Below are 16117 nucleotides of genomic sequence, written 5' to 3'. Positions count from 1 at the left end.
GCGCCCGGCCTCCTCTGACAGGACCGGCCAGGCGCCTCCCTCCATCGTCCCCACCACGTGGGACGGGAGGGTTTTTTTGTGGCCACACGCAGGACCCAGCAAGCACCCACGACCGAAGATGGTGACGACGTGAGCGAGACCCACGCAGCCTCCCCAGCGCCCACACCGGCGCGGCTCGCCGAGCAGGCCAGAGCCAAGGCTCCACTCGAGGTGACCGGAGCCCAGAGCCTCGTACTCTCCCTCGAGGCCATGGAGGTCGACACGGTCTTCGGCATCCCGGGCGGTGCGATCCTCCCGGCCTATGACCCGCTCCTCGACTCGGTCAAGGTGCGGCACATCCTCGTCCGTCACGAGCAAGGCGCTGGGCACGCGGCCGAGGGCTACGCCTCCGCGACGGGCAAGGTCGGCGTCTGCATGGCGACCTCCGGACCCGGCGCGACGAACCTCGTCACTGCGCTCGCGGACGCCCACATGGACTCGGTCCCGATCGTCGCCATCACCGGTCAGGTGGCGAGTGCCTCCATCGGCACGGACGCCTTCCAGGAGGCCGACATTCGGGGCATCACCATGCCGATCACGAAGCACAACTACCTCGTCACCAATGCGGCCGACATCCCACGCGTCATCGCCGAGGCGTTCCACATCGCCTCGACGGGCCGCCCGGGTCCGGTGCTCGTGGACATCAGCAAGGACGCGCTCCAGGCGAAGACGACGTTCTCGTGGCCACCGCGGATCGAGTTGCCCGGCTACCACCCAGTGACCCGTCCGCACACCAAGCAGATCCGCGAGGCATCCAAGCTCATCGCGGCTGCTCGCCGTCCTGTGCTCTACGTCGGCGGCGGCGTCATCCGGGCCGACGCGAGCGAGGAGTTGCGCCAGTTCGTCGAACTCACCCAGATTCCGGTCGTCACGACGCTCATGGCGCGCGGCGCGCTGCCCGACAGTCACGAACTGCACCTCGGCATGCCGGGTATGCACGGCTCGGTCGCCGCGGTGACGGCCCTGCAGAAGTCCGACCTGCTCATCACGCTCGGCGCCCGCTTCGACGACCGCGTCACCGGCCAGCTCGCGTCGTTCGCGCCCGAGGCCAAGGTCATCCACGCCGACATCGACCCGGCCGAGATCTCCAAGAACCGCAAGGCCGACGTGCCGATCGTGGGCTCCTGCAAGGACGTCCTCATCGACCTCATCGAGTCGGTCGACTCCGACATCGACGCCGGCCGCGCCGGTGACTACGCCGAGTGGCGGGAGCGCACTGCCGGCTGGAAGCGCGACTTCCCGGTCGGCTACACCGAGCCCGAAGGCAGCACCCTCGCCCCGCAGTACGTCATCGAACGACTCAGCGCGATCGCCGGTCCAGAGGCGGTCTACGTCGCGGGCGTCGGGCAGCACCAGATGTGGGCGGCACAGTTCGTGCAGTACGAACGTCCGCGTGCGTGGCTCAACTCCGGTGGTCTCGGGACGATGGGGTATGCCGTGCCCGCCGCCATGGGTGCCCAGGTCGGCGAGGCCGACCGCACCGTGTGGGCGATCGACGGTGACGGCTGCTTCCAGATGACCAACCAGGAGCTCGCGACCTGCGTCATCAACAACATCCCGATCAAGGTTGCTGTCATCAACAACAGCAGCCTCGGCATGGTGCGCCAGTGGCAGTCGCTCTTCTACAACGAGCGCTACTCCAACACCGACCTGCACACGTCCGCGGACGGGTCGCGCATCCCCGACTTCGTCAAGCTCGCGGATGCCTACGGCTGCGCCGGGCTGCGATGCGAGCGACCCGAGGACGTCGACGAGACGATCCGTCAGGCGATGGCGATCAACGACCGCCCCGTCGTCGTCGACTTCGTCGTCCACCGTGACGCGATGGTGTGGCCCATGGTCCCGGCGGGCGTGAGCAATGACGCCATCCAGGTCGCCAAGGACACTGCGCCGCAGTGGGACCGCGAGGACTCCGAGGCGCTCGAGCAGGACGAAGACGCCGACAACAGCGAGGAGAACTGAGATGTCGCAGCACACCCTGTCGGTGCTCGTCGAGAACAAGCCCGGTGTCCTCGCCCGCATCGCGGGCCTCTTCTCGCGGCGCGGCTTCAACATCCACAGCCTCGCGGTCGGTGAGACCGAGCACGAGGAAATCTCGCGCATCACGGTCGTCGTCGACGTCGAGGATCTGCCGCTCGAGCAGGTCACCAAGCAGCTCAACAAGCTCGTCGAGGTGCTCAAGGTCGTCGAACTGGACGCGTCGTCGGCCGTCCAGCGCCAGGTCATGCTCATCAAGGTCCGGGCCGACTCGGCGACTCGCAGCCAGGTCCTCGAACTCGTGCAACTCTTCCGCGCCAAGGTCGTCGACGTCGCCACTGAATCGGTGACGATCGAGGCGACCGGTCACGGCGACAAGCTCACCGCATTGCTCGGAGTGCTCGAGCCCTACGGCGTCCGCGAGCTCGTCCAGTCGGGCATCGTCGCCATCGGACGAGGCCCCCGATCCATCACCGACCGCGCCCTGCGCGGAGCCTGAGCACCACCGCCCGCGAGGGACCCACGAACGCGAGCACACGGCATACGCCGCAGTGCTTTTCAGCACCACAGACCAACGCAATCACACACGAGGAGAAGCCGAAATCATGGCTGAGATGTTCTACGACGACGACGCCGACCTGTCGATCATCCAGGGGCGCAAGGTCGCCGTCATCGGCTACGGCAGCCAGGGGCACGCTCACGCCCTGAGCCTGCGCGACAGCGGAGTCGACGTGCGCGTCGGCCTCGCCGAGGGTTCCAAGAGCAAGGCCAAGGCCGAGGCCGAGGGTCTGCCGGTCAAGTCCGTCGCCGACGCGACCGCGGAGGCCGATCTCGTCGTCATCCTCACGCCCGACCAGGTGCAGCGCACCGTCTACGCCGACGAGATCAAGCCCAACCTCAAGGAGGGCGCCGCGCTCCTCTTCGGCCATGGCTTCAACATCCGCTTCGGCTACATCACGCCCGAGGCCGGCTCCGACGTCATCATGGTCGCCCCCAAGGGCCCCGGCCACCTCGTGCGCCGTGAGTACGTCGACGGTCGTGGTGTGCCGGTGCTCGTCGCCGTGGAGCAGGACGCGTCGGGTGCCGCCTGGGACCTCGCGAAGTCCTACGCGAAGGCCATCGGTGGCCTGCGCGCCGGCGGTATCAAGACGACGTTCACGGAGGAGTGCGAGACCGACCTCTTCGGTGAGCAGGCCGTCCTCTGCGGTGGCGCGTCGCAGCTCGTGATGTATGGCTTCGAGACGCTCGTCGAGGCGGGCTACCAGCCCGAGGTCGCCTACTTCGAGTGCCTGCACGAGCTCAAGCTCATCGTCGACCTCATGATCGAGGGTGGCATCGCCAAGCAGCGGTGGTCGGTCTCCGACACGGCGGAGTACGGCGACTACGTCTCAGGCCCGCGCGTCATCGACCCCTCGGTCAAGGAGAACATGCAGGCCGTTCTCGCGGACATCAAGAACGGCGCGTTCGCCAAGCGCTTCATCGACGATCAGGACGCGGGTGCGCCCGAGTTCAAGGCGCTGCGCGAGAAGGGTGCTCAGCACCCGATCGAGGGCACCGGCAAGGAACTCCGCCAGCTCATGTCGTGGGTGAAGTCGGCCGAGACCGACAGCGACTACGTCGAGGGTTCGGCCGCCCGCTGAGCCTCAACTTTTGCTCCCCATGAGGGAACGTGAAGGGTCCGGAGGGAACATTTCCCTCCGGACCCTTCAGTTGACCTCCGGCAGCATGCAGCCCTCACGCGGGGTGGGCCGCGTGGCGGTGGTGGCGGACCGATACTGCTGCTGCCAGGGCGCCGGCGGCTGCCATGCCGCCCAGGGCGCCGAGACCGATTTGGAGGTAGTTGACACCGCTGTCGGGGAGGGTGATCGCGGCCGGGCCTGGTGCCGGCGCCGACCCCTTGTCCTTGCGGAGGTCGTCGAGGTTCTTCTGGATGATCTCGCTCTCGAAGACCCTCCGTTCACTCGAACTGTCGTGGACCTTGACGTCTGCCGGTGAGAGAGTCGACGTGGTGCCGCCCGGCTGGATCGGCCCTCCAGAATCCGGCTTGGCGAAGGCCGGGCTCACGGTGAGCAGTCCGGCAACGGCGGTGGTGGCGAGGATCCCGGCTGCCCGCCGGGTAGTGGTGCTGGTGCGCATGACGCGTCCTTTCGTGGGTGACCGGCGGACCGATCGGAGACCGGACCCGGTCGGGTCTGGCACCCACTACTGGACTCCTCAGGGGTATCGGGGCGGTGCTCTGCCGGTATCCGTCTGGTATCGGCAGGCGCCCGTGACGCCGGGGTCAACCCTGCGCGGCGGCGGCGATCGCGTCGGCGAGGTCCTGCGGCCGGCTCCACATCGGCCAGTGGCCGGTGGGGAGGTCGACCAGGCCGAGGTCACGGAACCGGGCCACTTCGGCGAACATGGGGTGCCCCTGCTGGGCGAGGCCCATCATGGCCTCCGACGGGATCGAACTGGCGATGATCGTGCTCGGCACGTCGAGCCGGGCCTCGTTGGTCAGCTCAAGCACTCCCATGAGAACCCCCGGCGGCACGGGCACGGCCCGTGTCCGGAACTCCTCGAGGGCAGCCGGGCTGATGCCCTCGAGGCTCGCGCCCCCGGCCTCGAGGTCAGCGAACTCCGGTAACTCGCCCGGGGTGTCCCCAGCGGACTCGTCGAAAGCCGACCCGTCGGCAGCGGGACCGCTGTCCACGTAGACGACGCGGCGCACGGACTCGGGCGCCCGGTCGCTGACACCCGTAGCGACGCGACCTGCGCCGCTGTGCGCGACGAGCACCGGGGGAGTGGGCTGTCGGGCAACAGCGTCCGACAGCGCATCGATCTGATCGTCGAGCGTCGTGTCTTCGCCGTCGCCGTCGCCGGGGGACGTGCCCGGGAGCGAGACAGCGTCGACGGTGAACCCGAGGTCGGTGAGCCTGGCTTCGACGTCCGCCCACGCCCAAGCGCTCAGCCAATGTCCGGGGACGAGAACGATGCTGGGCAAGGTGGTGGTGTCCATGTTTTCGACCCTAGGTCTGGGCACCGACACGCGCGAGGCCATTAACGCGACGTTCCCCCGGAGCGTCTCCGGGGGAACGTGCTGACCGCGCCCTCACGCGCGCTCATGCGGGGTGGGCCTGGTGACGGTGGCGGGCGGAGGTGGCTGCGATGACGCTGCCGACCACGACCATGCCGCCCACGACGCCGAGCGCGACCTGCAGGTACTCGATGGCGTTGTCGTCGGTGGGGACCAGCGAGCCGGTACCTGGGGCAGGTGCTGGCACGACCGGGGTGGTGGTGCCCTGCTGGTTCTCCCAGATCTTCATCTCGGCGGGGGAGATGGTTCCGTCGCCGTTGAGGTCGGTCTCGGCGTGGGCCGGGGTCATGGTGATGAGCCCGGTGAGGGCCATCGTGGCGAGTGCCGCTGCGACGCGGCGAGTGGTCCTGCGGTTGTCAGTGCGCATGACGCGCTCCTTCCTGGTGACCGGCTTGGTCGGTCCGGAACCGCCCCGGGCGGGTGCGGCTTGTGCACCATTCGAGTGCAGGCAGATACCGGTCTGATGCCGGATGTCGGCTGCCCTCGCTGTCTCGATATCGGCTCGATATCGGGGCAATTGACAGGGTTCTGAGAGGGGCGGACATTGAGCACCATGGGCATAGCCGTGCTCGGTCCGCTCCTCGTCGATGACCACTACGCACTGTCTCCGCGCGACCAAGTGGTCCTCGAGGCACTCGTCGCTGCCGGCGGTCAGGCGCTGAGTGCGGAAAGCTTGGCCGAGGCCCTGTGGGGCGAGGTTCTTCCCGCGTCGTGGAAGAAACTCATCCCGAGCAGCATCCTGCGCATCCGCAAGCTCCTCGGTTCCGACTCCATCGAGACGACGTCCCACGGCTACCGCCTGACCGCCCACGGTGATGCGGTCGACGCGGTGCGCTTCGTGCGCCTGGTGGACCGTGGTCACTCCCTCTTGGCAGCCGGTGATGCTGACCGAGCGCGCCACGTGCTGAGGGAGGCCCTGGGGCTGTGGCGAGGTCGAGCGCTGGCCGAACTCGCGGACTGGGAGCCCGGCCGCTTCGAGGCGGAACGGCTCGACGAGATGCGCCGAAACGCAGAAGAAGCGGTGCTCGATGCAAGCCTGCGTGCGGGCCTGCATGCCGAGGTGATCGCGGAGGCGCGGGCCAGGGTGGCGCAGGAACCGCTGCGAGAGCGTCGCTGGGCCCTGCTGGCAGTGGCCCAATACCTCTCGGGGGAGCAGGGAGATGCCCTCCAGACGCTCCGGGACGCACGCCGTCACGTGGCGGAGGAACTCGGGCTTGATCCTGGTCCTGAGCTCGCCCAGCTGGAGGACGCGATCCTGCGGCAGGATGCCTCGCTCGTCGCAGCCGTCGCCCTACCGGAGCCCCGACCCGAGAACCCGTACCCGGGTCTCCGAGCTTTTGACGTTGACGACGGGGAGTACTTCTTCGGGAGGGAGAAGGAGCTCGACGAGTGTCTTCGCCGACTCCACGAGTCCGGTGTGCTCGTGCTCGTGGGGCCGTCTGGTTGCGGCAAGTCCTCCCTGGTCCGAGCGGGCATCATCGCCTCGTTGCGTCGTGACGGGCGTCGGGTCGAACTCCTGCCGGTGCGCGACAGGCCGGTCGAGGCGTTGCACTCCGTATTGGCCGGGCCACCCGGACGCACGTTGGTCGTCGACCAGTTCGAGGAGGTCGTGGCTTCGTGCAGCGACGACCGCGAGCAGGCCACCTTCAACTCGGGCCTGGTCGAGTTCGCCGACACGGGGAGCCTGGTCCTCGCGATTCGCGCCGACCACGTGGGCGACGTCGCCGAACCTTCCGCCCTGGCCAGACTCGTCGAACGCGGCCTCTTCCTGCTGGGCCCGATGGACGAGGCGTCCCTCCGGGCCGCAATCGAGGGCCCGGCGGCAGAAGCGGCCCTCGTGGTCGAGCCAGGCCTCGTCGACGTGCTCGTGGGCGACGTGTTCGACGAGCCGGGGGGCCTGCCGATGATGGCGCATGCTCTCCACCAGACCTGGAAGGGCCGCGAGGGTCGCACCCTGACCGTCGACGGATACCGCGCGTCCGGCGGCATCCGAGGAGCCGTCGCGCGATCGGCAGAGCGCGTCCACGAAAGTCTCGGTGAGGACCAACGCGCGGCACTGCACGACCTGCTGCTTCGCCTGGTGTCCGTGGCACCCGACGGAGAGCCGGTCCGGAACTGGATCCCGGCGCGTGTCCTCGGGGCGGGGGAGGTGCAGGAACTCGTCGAGGTGCTCGTGCGGGCCCGGCTCGTCACGGTTGCGGACGGGGCCGTCGCAGTCGCCCACGAATCCCTGGTCCGGGCCTGGCCTCGCCTCAAGGAGTGGCTCGACGACGACATCGAGGGCCAGCGGGTCCTGCGTCACCTCGCCGGCGCGGCCGACAGTTGGGACAGCCTCGGCCGACCCGAGAGCGAGCTCTATCGCGGTGTCCGGCTCAGCCGAGCCCTGGAGTGGAGGCGGCGGTCGGCGGCGAAGCTCACTCCTGTTGAAGAGGTGTTCCTGACCGATTCGGAACGCCGCGACGCCGAGGAACTCTCCCGGGAGACCGCGGCTGCTCGCCGACGGCGCAGGCATGTCATGACGACGCGCGGTCTCGTCGCGGGGCTGACGACCCTCGCCATCGTGGCCGCCGTGACCGTGGCCTTCGGGGTTCGCCAGCGGGACGAGGCTGCCCGAGCAGCCGCCGCAGCCCGAACGATTGCCGCCGCCCACGACGGCAAGGACCCGGCCGTTGCCGCCTTGGCCGGGGTCGAGGCGATCGGCCTCAGTGACGGTGCAGAGACGCGGAGCGCACTCCTGGCGGCCCTGCAGCGATGGCCCGCCCTGATCACGTCGGTGCGCGTGCCGCAAGCCTTCGAGATCGCCGTGGGGGCGGACGGCTCTCTGGCTCTGGCGGAGGGAACGCACGTCTCGATCCGGGACCCTGCCTCCCTTGCCGAGACCGCACGCGTCGCGCATCCTGCGAACGGCGTCGCCTTCCTCGGCCGGGGTGACGAGGTGGCCATCAATACCTGGGACGGGGACCTTGGCGTCGTGAATCTGGCCACCAGGGCACGCGAACCCTTCACAGGCATGTCGGCTGATGGATTCTGGGGCCTCTCGGCGAGTGGCGACGGCACGGTTCTGGGGGCCGCGGGCTGGCAGGCCTCGACGGACGAGAGTCGCCTGTCCGTGTGGCAAGGAACGCGGCTCGTGCGAACCTTCCCCCCGCAGCGGATCGGGGCAGGGCTGTTGAGCCCCGACGGCGCCACCCTTTACGCATGGGTCGAGTCGCCGCCGGCACTCTTCGCTTTCGACGTGGGGAGTGGACGCACGATCGGGACGGCCACCGCCGCCGCATTGGGGAAGGGCGTCGTGGACGGCGTGGTCCACGGGCCCTTGGCGATCAGTCCCGACGGCCGCAGCCTCGCCCTCGGTGGTGACGAGGTCCTCGTCATCGATGCGTCGTCCCTCAAGGTCACGAGGCGCCTGCCGAACCCCACCGACTTCACCCGCAGCCTGGCCTTTTCCCCGGACGGCTCCAAGCTCGCCGGTGGCGCCGAGGACTTGACCGTCACGGTGTGGGACGTCGAGGGGGCCGGGCGCGAGCGCATCTCAGGGTTCTCGGAGGACCTGTCGAGTATGGCGTTCAGCCCGGACGGCTCGACGCTCTACACGGTCACTCTCGACCGGCTGAGCGCCTGGGACGTCAGCGGCGAGCGTCGCCTGCTCCAACCGGTCGTTCCGGGGGGACCGGAGAGCCATGGGGACCTTGTCGTTCCGTCGCCCGACGGAGAGGTCGTCGCGTTCTCCTCCCCGACTCCCGGATCAGGGGATCGTGCGGAGACCATTCAGCTCCTCGACGTTGTCGCCGGCAAGATGCTCCCGCCCCTTGAGGGCATCTACCAGAACTGGGGTGTCTGGCGACCACCTGACTTCGACCAGCTTGCGGTGCCTGGTGACCGGACGATTCGCGTCTGGGACTGGCGCAGCAGTACTCGCGTCATGGAGAAGGACGTCGGAGTCGGAGCCATCGAGGCCCTGGCCTACACGCCCGATGGGCGCGGTCTCGTCGTCGGGGAACGTGCCGGGTGGGTCTACGAAGTGGACGCCGACACGCTCGTCCCCGTCGGCCCCCGTGTCCACGTGGACGGCGACCTGCGCGAGGTGGTGTGGGGTGGACCGGGGCGGGCGGTGGTCTTCCTCGAACGCGATCAGAGCTACGGCTTCGCGCTCGTGGACGTCGAGGCCGGTCGTGTCGTCCGGCAGCAGGATCTCGGCTTCGACGCTGGCCATGCCGACGTTTCCCCCGATGGGCGTCTTCTCGCCATCGGCGGCACAAAGGGGGCGTTCGGCATCGTCCACCTCGCCACCGGGGACTGGCTGAGGGAGCCAACGACCGAGCACCAGGACTCGATCGGCCGGGTGTACTTCTCGCCCGACGGCGCCCGGATCGTCACGACCGGACACGACGGATGGGTACGGGTCTGGGACGGCCTGACGGGTGACCAGAGCGAGTCCATCCTCGTCTCACGAGTACGCACGGCCGCGTCGGCAGTCTTCCTTCCGGACAGTCGGACCCTGCTCCTGGCGGCGGCCGATGGCACTGTCCGGCGCTGGGACACTGACCCGCGGACCTGGGTTGAGTTTGCCTGTGCCCGGGCGGGTCGCAACCTGACGACCGACGAGTGGCGGGGCATCTTCGGCGAGTCAATCCCGTACCGGAAGACGTGCCCGAAGTAGTAGCCCCAGGGTGGCAGTGAGGGTGGCCTTACCTAGAGTGTCCCCGTGACTGACTTCATCGACGACTGGCCTTTGTGGGCGGTCTTCGTGGCGTTCTGGGTCATCGCCATGCTGCGCTCGAACGCGACCTACTGGGCCGGCCGTGGGCTGCGCGCCGGGGGTGGGCACACCCGGCTGGCCGCAACCCTCGACCGTCCAGCGGTCCACCGGACCGAGGCTTTCGTGGATCGCTGGGGAGCCCCGGTGGTGGCCATCAGTTTCCTCACCGTCGGGGTCCAGACCCTCATCAATGCTGCCGCCGGCGCCCTCCGGATGCCGCTTCCGCACTACCTGCCCGCGACGGCCGTCGGCTCCCTGCTCTGGGCCACCCTCTACACCTCCGTGGGGGCCGCCCTGTGGGCGGCGCTGACCGGAGGCTCCTGGTGGTGGCTGCTCGTGGCACTGGCGGTGCTGGGGCTGGTGGCCGCAGCGACCGAGTGGCTCAGCCGGGCCGCGAAGCGCCGATCCAACTCGACAGTCTGACCCTGCCCGTCAGATCGCTGTGTGCATCGCCCGGGGGAGTGGGCGCGGCTGCGCGTCGAGCCACTCCTCGAAGGTTTTCCCGCCGGTCTCGACGTCTGGGCGAGGGAGGTTGTTTCCTTCGGAGAAGCCGCGCATCACCCCGCCGATGGGGGGTACCCGAACCATCCGCGGGGGCTTGCGTCCGTCGTGCGCCGCGATGAGCGCCGAGATCGTCGAGAGGTCGTATGCCGTGGGGCCGGCGAGGTCTGTGGCGCGCGTGAACCCGCTGGGCGTGGGTCCAGTGACGTGGTCGGCGAGGCGCTCGGCCACCCAGTCGATGTCGACCGGTTGGATGCGCATGTCCCCGAGGCGGAAGGCCACCGGCCCCACACGCGGAGCGCCGCCGACGAGGGCAGCCACGGGGTGGAACTGGGTGGCCCGCACGATGGTCGCGGGCACGCCTGCGACCTCGAGAGCCGTCTCCGAATCGACCTTGGCCCGGTACAACGGGTAGTGCGTGAGGTCCGCCCCGACGATGGAGATCGAGACGACATGGGCAGCGGACCCGAGTCGGCTCAGCGACTCACCGATTCGCCGGGCCCCTGCGACGTCAACGCTCTGGGGCTTCACATAGGAGCCTGCCGCGTGGACGACGGCGTCTGCCCCGTCGAGCACGGCTTCAAGCCCCGCGCCGGTCGACAGGTCGACCCCGGACCGTCGGCTCGCCGAGACCGCTTCGTGCCCCCTCGCCCTCAGCACCCTGACGACGCGACCACCGAGGTCGCCCGATCCACCTGTCACGACGATGCGCATGAAGACATCCTGCTCCCCCCACGACGCCTCAACTCACTGGGCGACGAGGCAGGCATCACATCGCGGACCCGTGCAGCGAGCCGGCGTTGTGTCGTGTCACATACCGGTCGGCACCATCCACATACTGAACGCGGCCCTAGACTCGGGGCTGCGCACAGCGTCGTGCCGCCCTTTCCCGTGACCCCCTACGGACCCCATCCCGTGAACCCCTAAGGACTGCACGTGAGCAAGCCGATCGTCCTGATCGCCGAGGAACTCAGCCCCGCCACCATCGACGCCCTCGGACCCGACTTCGAGGTCCGCAACACGGATGGGTCCGACCGCTCCCAGCTGCTTCCCGCGCTGGCCGATGTCGACGCCGTGCTCATCCGCTCGGCGACCAAGATGGACGCCGAGGCCATCGCCGCGGCCAAGAACCTCAAGGTCATCGCCCGCGCGGGCGTCGGCCTCGACAACGTCGACGTGCCCGCCGCCACCCAGGCCGGCGTCATGGTCGTCAACGCCCCGACCTCCAACATCACGAGTGCCGCCGAGCTCGCGGTCGGCCTCCTCCTTGCCACTGCCCGCAACATCGCCCCGGCCAACCAGGCGCTCAAGGGTGGCGCGTGGAAGCGCAGCAAGTACGGCGGTGTCGAGCTGCTCGACAAGAAGGTCGGTGTCGTGGGCTTCGGTCGCATCGGCCAGCTCGTCGCCGAGCGCCTCAAGGGCTTCGGCATGGAGATCCTCGCCTACGACCCCTACGTCTCCGCGCAGAAGGCCGGCCAGCTCGGCGCCCGCCTCGTCACCCTGGACGAGCTCCTCGCCGAGTCCGACTTCATCACGGTGCACCTCCCCAAGACCCCCGAGACCGCAGGTCTGCTCGGCAAGGAGGCCTTCACCAAGGTCAAGCCGTCGGTGCGCGTCATCAACGCCGCCCGTGGCGGGATCGTCGACGAGGAGGCGCTCGCCGAGGCCCTGCGCGACGGCCGTGTCGCCGGCGCCGGCATCGACGTCTTCGCCACCGAGCCGACGACCGAGAGCCCGCTCTTCGAGCACGAGTCCGTCGTCGTCACGCCGCACCTCGGCGCCTCCACCGAGGAGGCCCAGGAGAAGGCCGGCGTCGCCGTCGCGAAGTCCGTGCGCCTCGCGCTCGGTGGTGACCTCGTCCCGGACGCCGTCAACGTCTCGGGCGGCGTCGTCGCCGAGGAGGTCCGTCCGGGCATCGACCTCGTCGAGAAGCTCGGCCGCATCTTCACCGGTCTGGCCGGGTCGGTCCCGGTCCAGCTCGACGTCGACGTGCGCGGCGAGATCACCGAGCACGACGTCTCCGTGTGGGAGCTCGCGGCGCTCAAGGGGATCTTCACGGACATCAGCGAGGACCCGGTCACCTACGTCAACGCGCCCCTGCTCGCCAAGGACCGCGGCTGCGAGGTGCGCCTGCTCACCGACGCCGTGTCCGAGGAGTTCCGCAACACCACCACCCTGCGTGGCACCCTGGCCGACGGCACGACGATCTCGGTCGCTGGCACCCTGACCGGCCCCAAGATGGTCCAGAAGGTCATCGGCATCGACGGCTTCGACCTCGAGGTCCCGATCAGCGACCACATGGCCTTCTTCTCCTACAAGGACCGCCCCGGCGTCGTCGGTGTCATCGGCCGACTGCTCGGCGATGCCGATGTCAACATCGGCGGCATGCAGGTCGACCGCGACGACTCCGGCACCGCCCTCGTCGTCCTCACCGTCGACAACAAGATCCCTGCCGACGTCGTCAAGGCGATCGCCTCCGAGGTCGACGCAGAGGTTCAGACAGTCGATCTGGTGGACTGAATTCGCTTGTGACACAGCGTCTTTGACGCGATTCACGTATGCCGTGTGCTCACCTCTCGTGGGGAGCGCACGGCATACGTGTGTCTGGGCAGTTGTGAGGACTGTCGGTGTCTGTGCTTAGGGTTGGGCGTCAATTGCACGCAATTCAGGAGGGTTCGTTGAACCGTACGGAGCTCAAGAACAAGGTTGCCGAGCGCGCTGAGGTCAGCGCCGCCGACGCCGACCGCGCCATCGACGCCGTGATCGGCGCCATCACCGACGCGCTCGTCGACGGCGACAAGGTCTCGCTGCCTGGCTTCGGCATCTTCGAGACGCGCAGCCGCGCGGCTCGCACCGGCCGCAACCCGCAGACCGGTGAGGCCCTCGAGATCGCGGCCAGCACGTCGGCCGCCTTCAAGCCGGGCGCCGAGCTCAAGCGCAAGCTCGCCAAGGCCTGAGGCTTCACGCCTTTCACGTATGCCGTGTGCTCACCCTCTCGGTGAGCGCACGGCATACGTGCGTGTGGAGCCTGAGCGGCTCCGAATGTGCACGTGAGACGACATCTCACAACGTGGAAGGCCACTTCCCGATAGTTGGACGTCCTCCTAACCTCGAAGGCATGCAGCGGCAGGTACTCCTCATCGCCAGCCGCGGCGAGGTCCGGTAGTCAGCTCCCTCGCCGCGGAGACCCCGCGACGCCGCTGACCGGTTCGCCCACACGACGGGCTCGAGCCGACCGACCTCCACCTGCCACATGTCACAAGGACGGAACACCATGAGCGAAGAAGCCAAGCAGGCGCAGCGCGCCCTGCAGGAGTCGCTGGACCTGCGCGACCAGGACCACACGGACGCCTGACCAGCACCAGCGAAAACCCCGCCGAGCATGCGCACGGCGGGGTTTCGCATTGTGGGACCGCAGTCCCGCATGACGAGATGAGTTTCTAAGGTGATGCCATGACGGATCGCACTGCAGCGGACACCCCCTCGACGGACATCAACCTCGCGGTCATCGCGGGTGACGGCATTGGGCCCGAGGTCGTCGACGAGGGGCTCAAGGTCCTCGAGGCTGCCACCGCCGGCAGCGGTACCAAGGTGAGCAGCACGGCATACGATCTCGGCGCGAAGCGCTGGAACGCGACGGGCGAGACCCTGCCTGACAGCGTCCTCGACGAGGTGCGCGGCCACGACGTCATCCTGCTCGGCGCCATCGGCGACCCGAGCGTCCCGAGCGGTGTCCTCGAGCGCGGCATCCTCCTGCCGCTGCGCTTCGCCCTCGACCACTTCGTCAACCTCCGCCCGGCCAAGCTCTTCCCCGGTGTCGAGAGCCCGCTCGCCGTCGAGCGCGTCGCCCCGAACGGCATCGACTTCGTCGTCGTGCGCGAGGGCACCGAGGGTCCCTACGTCGGGAACGGCGGTTCGCTGCGCACCGGCACCCCGCACGAGATCGCGACCGAGGTGAGCGTCAACACGCGGTTCGGCGTCGAGCGCGTCGTTCGCGAAGCCTTCGCTCGCGCCCAGGCGCGCCCGCGCAAGCACCTCACCCTGGTCCACAAGCACAACGTCCTCACGCACGCCGGCCACCTGTGGCGGCGGACGGTCGAGGAGGTCGGTGCTGAGTTCCCCGACGTCGAGACGGCCTACCAGCACGTCGACGCGGCGACGATCTTCCTCGCCACGGACCCGGGGCGCTTCGACGTCATCGTCACGGACAACCTCTTCGGCGACATCATCACCGACATCGCGGCTGCGATCGCGGGTGGGATCGGTCTCGCCGCGAGCGGCAACATTAATCCGACAGGTGAAGCCCCCAGCATGTTCGAGCCGGTCCACGGCTCCGCGCCGGACATCGCCGGCCAGGGCAAGGCCGACCCGACGGCGACGATCCTCTCGGTCGCGATGCTCCTCGAGCACCTCGGTCGGACGGACGAGGCGGCGCGGGTCGAGGCGGCTGTTGCGGCGGATCTCGCCGAGCGCGGTGGGCAGGTACGCACGACGAGCGCCATCGGTGACGCCGTCGCAGCACGCCTGTCATAGGCTCGAGCAGAGCCCCCGCAGCCTTGGAAGGACCCTGAGATGACCGACCTCTCGTTCAGCGTCGAGCGACGTCCGGACCCGGCCACCGACGAGCGTCGCGCCGAGATCCACGCCAACCCCGGCTTCGGTGTCCATTTCACCGACCACATGGTCTCGGCGACGTGGACCAAGGACGGCGGCTGGCACGACGGGCGCGTCACCGCCTACGGTCCGATCCAGATCATGCCCAGCGCGGCGGTGCTGCACTACGCGCAGGAGATCTTCGAGGGCATGAAGGCCTACCGACACGAGGACGGTTCGGTGTGGACCTTCCGTCCCGAGGCCAACGCGGCGCGGATGGCCCGCAGCGCCCGCCGGCTGGCCCTGCCCGAGATCTCCGAGGCCGACTTCATCGGCTCCCTCAAGGCTCTCCTGGCCGTCGACGAGGCCTGGGTGCCGCCGGCCGACGGCAGCGAGGCCAGTCTCTATCTGCGTCCCTTCATGTATGCGTCGGAGGCGTTCCTCGGCGTGCGCCCGGCCAACGAGGTGACCTACTCGGTGATCGCCTCACCGGCTGGTCCCTACTTTGCGGGCGGTCTCAAGCCCGTCAAGCTGTGGATCTCGCAGGACTACGCTCGCGCAGGTGCGGGTGGCACGGGCAACGCGAAGTGTGGTGGCAACTACGCCTCCTCACTCGCCGGCCAGCTCGAGGGCATCGAGAACGGGTGCGACCAGGCCGTGTTCCTCGACTCGGGGACCCACGAGTACATCGAGGAGCTCGGGGGCATGAACCTCTTCTTCCTCACCAAGGACAACGAGCTGATCACGCCCGAGCTCTCCGGCTCGATCCTCGAGGGCATCACCCGCAGCTCGATCCTGGAGCTGGCCAAGGACCTCGACCTCAGCCCGGTCGAGCGCAAGGTGCCGATCCAGGAGTGGAAGGACGGCGTCGCCTCGGGCGACATCGTCGAGATCTTCGCCTGCGGCACGGCCGCCGTCATCACGCCTGTCGGTGAGCTGCGCTGGGCGGGCGGCTCCGCGCCGGCCGTGGGCGGCCCCGAGGGTGGAGAGGTGACGCGCGCGATCCGCTCGCGCCTCCTCGACATCCAGTACGGCCGCTCCGAGGACACCCGCGGCTGGATGACCCAGCTGGCCTGATCCAAAAGGTTCAGTCCAGAACCATTGACGGCGTATGCCGTGGTGGTGTTTGCTGTCCGTCATTGACGTTTCGGGACAAAGAGGTTCTGAAACAG

Annotated in this window: 14 protein-coding genes; 10 read left to right on the top strand and 4 right to left on the bottom strand. The window is 68.8% G+C overall.

Annotation, left to right across the window (positions count from 1 at the left end; all coding sequences use genetic code 11):
• Nucleotides 1-129 precede the first annotated feature (129 nt).
• From N802_RS10605 to ilvC, 3 genes are read left to right on the top strand one after another with little or no spacing between them, the layout of a single operon-like run.
• Nucleotides 130-2001 (top strand): acetolactate synthase large subunit, encoded by a 1872-nt coding sequence (locus N802_RS10605; RefSeq protein WP_035915908.1) that lies wholly within the window; start codon nucleotides 130-132, stop codon nucleotides 1999-2001.
• Nucleotide 2002: 1 nt separating this feature from the next.
• Nucleotides 2003-2515: an acetolactate synthase small subunit gene (ilvN, locus tag N802_RS10600; protein ID WP_035915906.1), complete on the top strand. Its 513-nt coding sequence runs from the start codon at nucleotides 2003-2005 to the stop codon at nucleotides 2513-2515.
• A gap of 52 nt (nucleotides 2516-2567) precedes the next feature.
• Complete coding sequence (gene ilvC, locus N802_RS10595; protein WP_169743416.1) at nucleotides 2568-3656, top strand: ketol-acid reductoisomerase; 1089 nt, start codon at nucleotides 2568-2570, stop codon at nucleotides 3654-3656.
• 94 nt (nucleotides 3657-3750) lie between these two features.
• On the opposite strand, the gene N802_RS10590 is transcribed toward ilvC, so the two are convergent.
• The 3 genes from N802_RS10590 to N802_RS10580 all read right to left on the bottom strand — a co-directional run bounded on the left by N802_RS10590 (nucleotide 3751) and on the right by N802_RS10580 (nucleotide 5459).
• Nucleotides 3751-4152, bottom strand: a complete 402-nt coding sequence (locus tag N802_RS10590; protein ID WP_035915902.1) for a hypothetical protein — start codon at nucleotides 4150-4152, stop codon at nucleotides 3751-3753.
• A gap of 145 nt (nucleotides 4153-4297) precedes the next feature.
• Nucleotides 4298-5014 (bottom strand): alpha/beta fold hydrolase, encoded by a 717-nt coding sequence (locus tag N802_RS10585; protein ID WP_035915899.1) that lies wholly within the window; start codon nucleotides 5012-5014, stop codon nucleotides 4298-4300.
• Between the two features lie 103 nt (nucleotides 5015-5117).
• The gene (locus tag N802_RS10580) at nucleotides 5118-5459 is read right to left on the bottom strand and encodes a hypothetical protein (RefSeq protein WP_035915896.1); all 342 of its coding nucleotides are present in this window, start codon (nucleotides 5457-5459) and stop codon (nucleotides 5118-5120) included.
• Nucleotides 5460-5645: 186 nt separating this feature from the next.
• Between N802_RS10580 and N802_RS10575 the strand changes: the two genes are divergently transcribed.
• Nucleotides 5646-9752 (top strand): nSTAND1 domain-containing NTPase, encoded by a 4107-nt coding sequence (locus N802_RS10575; RefSeq protein ID WP_035915893.1) that lies wholly within the window; start codon nucleotides 5646-5648, stop codon nucleotides 9750-9752.
• Nucleotides 9753-9797: 45 nt separating this feature from the next.
• Nucleotides 9798-10274, top strand: a complete 477-nt coding sequence (locus N802_RS10570; RefSeq protein ID WP_245613910.1) for a DedA family protein — start codon at nucleotides 9798-9800, stop codon at nucleotides 10272-10274.
• Nucleotides 10275-10283: 9 nt separating this feature from the next.
• On the opposite strand, the gene N802_RS10565 is transcribed toward N802_RS10570, so the two are convergent.
• Nucleotides 10284-11066, bottom strand: coding sequence for an SDR family oxidoreductase (locus tag N802_RS10565; protein ID WP_035915891.1), 783 nt, complete (start codon nucleotides 11064-11066; stop codon nucleotides 10284-10286).
• 222 nt (nucleotides 11067-11288) lie between these two features.
• On the opposite strand from N802_RS10565, the gene serA reads away from it, so the two are divergent.
• The 5 genes from serA to N802_RS10540 all read left to right on the top strand — a co-directional run bounded on the left by serA (nucleotide 11289) and on the right by N802_RS10540 (nucleotide 16022).
• Nucleotides 11289-12872, top strand: a complete 1584-nt coding sequence (gene serA / locus N802_RS10560) for a phosphoglycerate dehydrogenase (RefSeq protein ID WP_035915888.1) — start codon at nucleotides 11289-11291, stop codon at nucleotides 12870-12872.
• Nucleotides 12873-12979: 107 nt separating this feature from the next.
• Entirely contained in the window at nucleotides 12980-13309 is a 330-nt protein-coding gene (locus N802_RS10555) for an HU family DNA-binding protein (RefSeq protein WP_425402477.1), read from the top strand.
• 296 nt (nucleotides 13310-13605) lie between these two features.
• Nucleotides 13606-13707: a 3-isopropylmalate dehydrogenase gene (locus N802_RS10550; RefSeq protein WP_245613909.1), complete on the top strand. Its 102-nt coding sequence runs from the start codon at nucleotides 13606-13608 to the stop codon at nucleotides 13705-13707.
• A 98-nt stretch (nucleotides 13708-13805) separates the two neighbouring features.
• A complete protein-coding gene (locus N802_RS10545; RefSeq protein WP_052109812.1) occupies nucleotides 13806-14885 on the top strand; it encodes a 3-isopropylmalate dehydrogenase in 1080 nt (359 codons plus the stop codon).
• 39 nt (nucleotides 14886-14924) lie between these two features.
• Nucleotides 14925-16022: a branched-chain amino acid aminotransferase gene (locus tag N802_RS10540; protein WP_035915881.1), complete on the top strand. Its 1098-nt coding sequence runs from the start codon at nucleotides 14925-14927 to the stop codon at nucleotides 16020-16022.
• Nucleotides 16023-16117 lie beyond the last annotated feature (95 nt).

Origin of the sequence: Knoellia sinensis KCTC 19936, from assembly GCF_000768705.1 — a bacterium.
Classification (GTDB): domain Bacteria; phylum Actinomycetota; class Actinomycetes; order Actinomycetales; family Dermatophilaceae; genus Knoellia; species Knoellia sinensis.
The sequence above is the reverse complement of the archived record's forward strand: the minus strand, read 5'-3'. Positions and strand labels throughout refer to the sequence as shown.

Coding starts and splice junctions, on each gene's coding strand:
- ilvN (WP_035915906.1), top strand. CDS start 2,003: ATGTCGCAGCACACCCTGTCGGTGCTCGTCGAGAACAAGCCCGGTGTC.
- N802_RS10590 (WP_035915902.1), bottom strand. CDS start 4,152: ATGCGCACCAGCACCACTACCCGGCGGGCAGCCGGGATCCTCGCCACC.
- N802_RS10585 (WP_035915899.1), bottom strand. CDS start 5,014: ATGGACACCACCACCTTGCCCAGCATCGTTCTCGTCCCCGGACATTGG.
- N802_RS10580 (WP_035915896.1), bottom strand. CDS start 5,459: ATGCGCACTGACAACCGCAGGACCACTCGCCGCGTCGCAGCGGCACTC.
- N802_RS10575 (WP_035915893.1), top strand. CDS start 5,646: ATGGGCATAGCCGTGCTCGGTCCGCTCCTCGTCGATGACCACTACGCA.
- N802_RS10565 (WP_035915891.1), bottom strand. CDS start 11,066: ATGCGCATCGTCGTGACAGGTGGATCGGGCGACCTCGGTGGTCGCGTC.
- N802_RS10550 (WP_245613909.1), top strand. CDS start 13,606: ATGTCACAAGGACGGAACACCATGAGCGAAGAAGCCAAGCAGGCGCAG.
- N802_RS10545 (WP_052109812.1), top strand. CDS start 13,806: ATGACGGATCGCACTGCAGCGGACACCCCCTCGACGGACATCAACCTC.
- N802_RS10540 (WP_035915881.1), top strand. CDS start 14,925: ATGACCGACCTCTCGTTCAGCGTCGAGCGACGTCCGGACCCGGCCACC.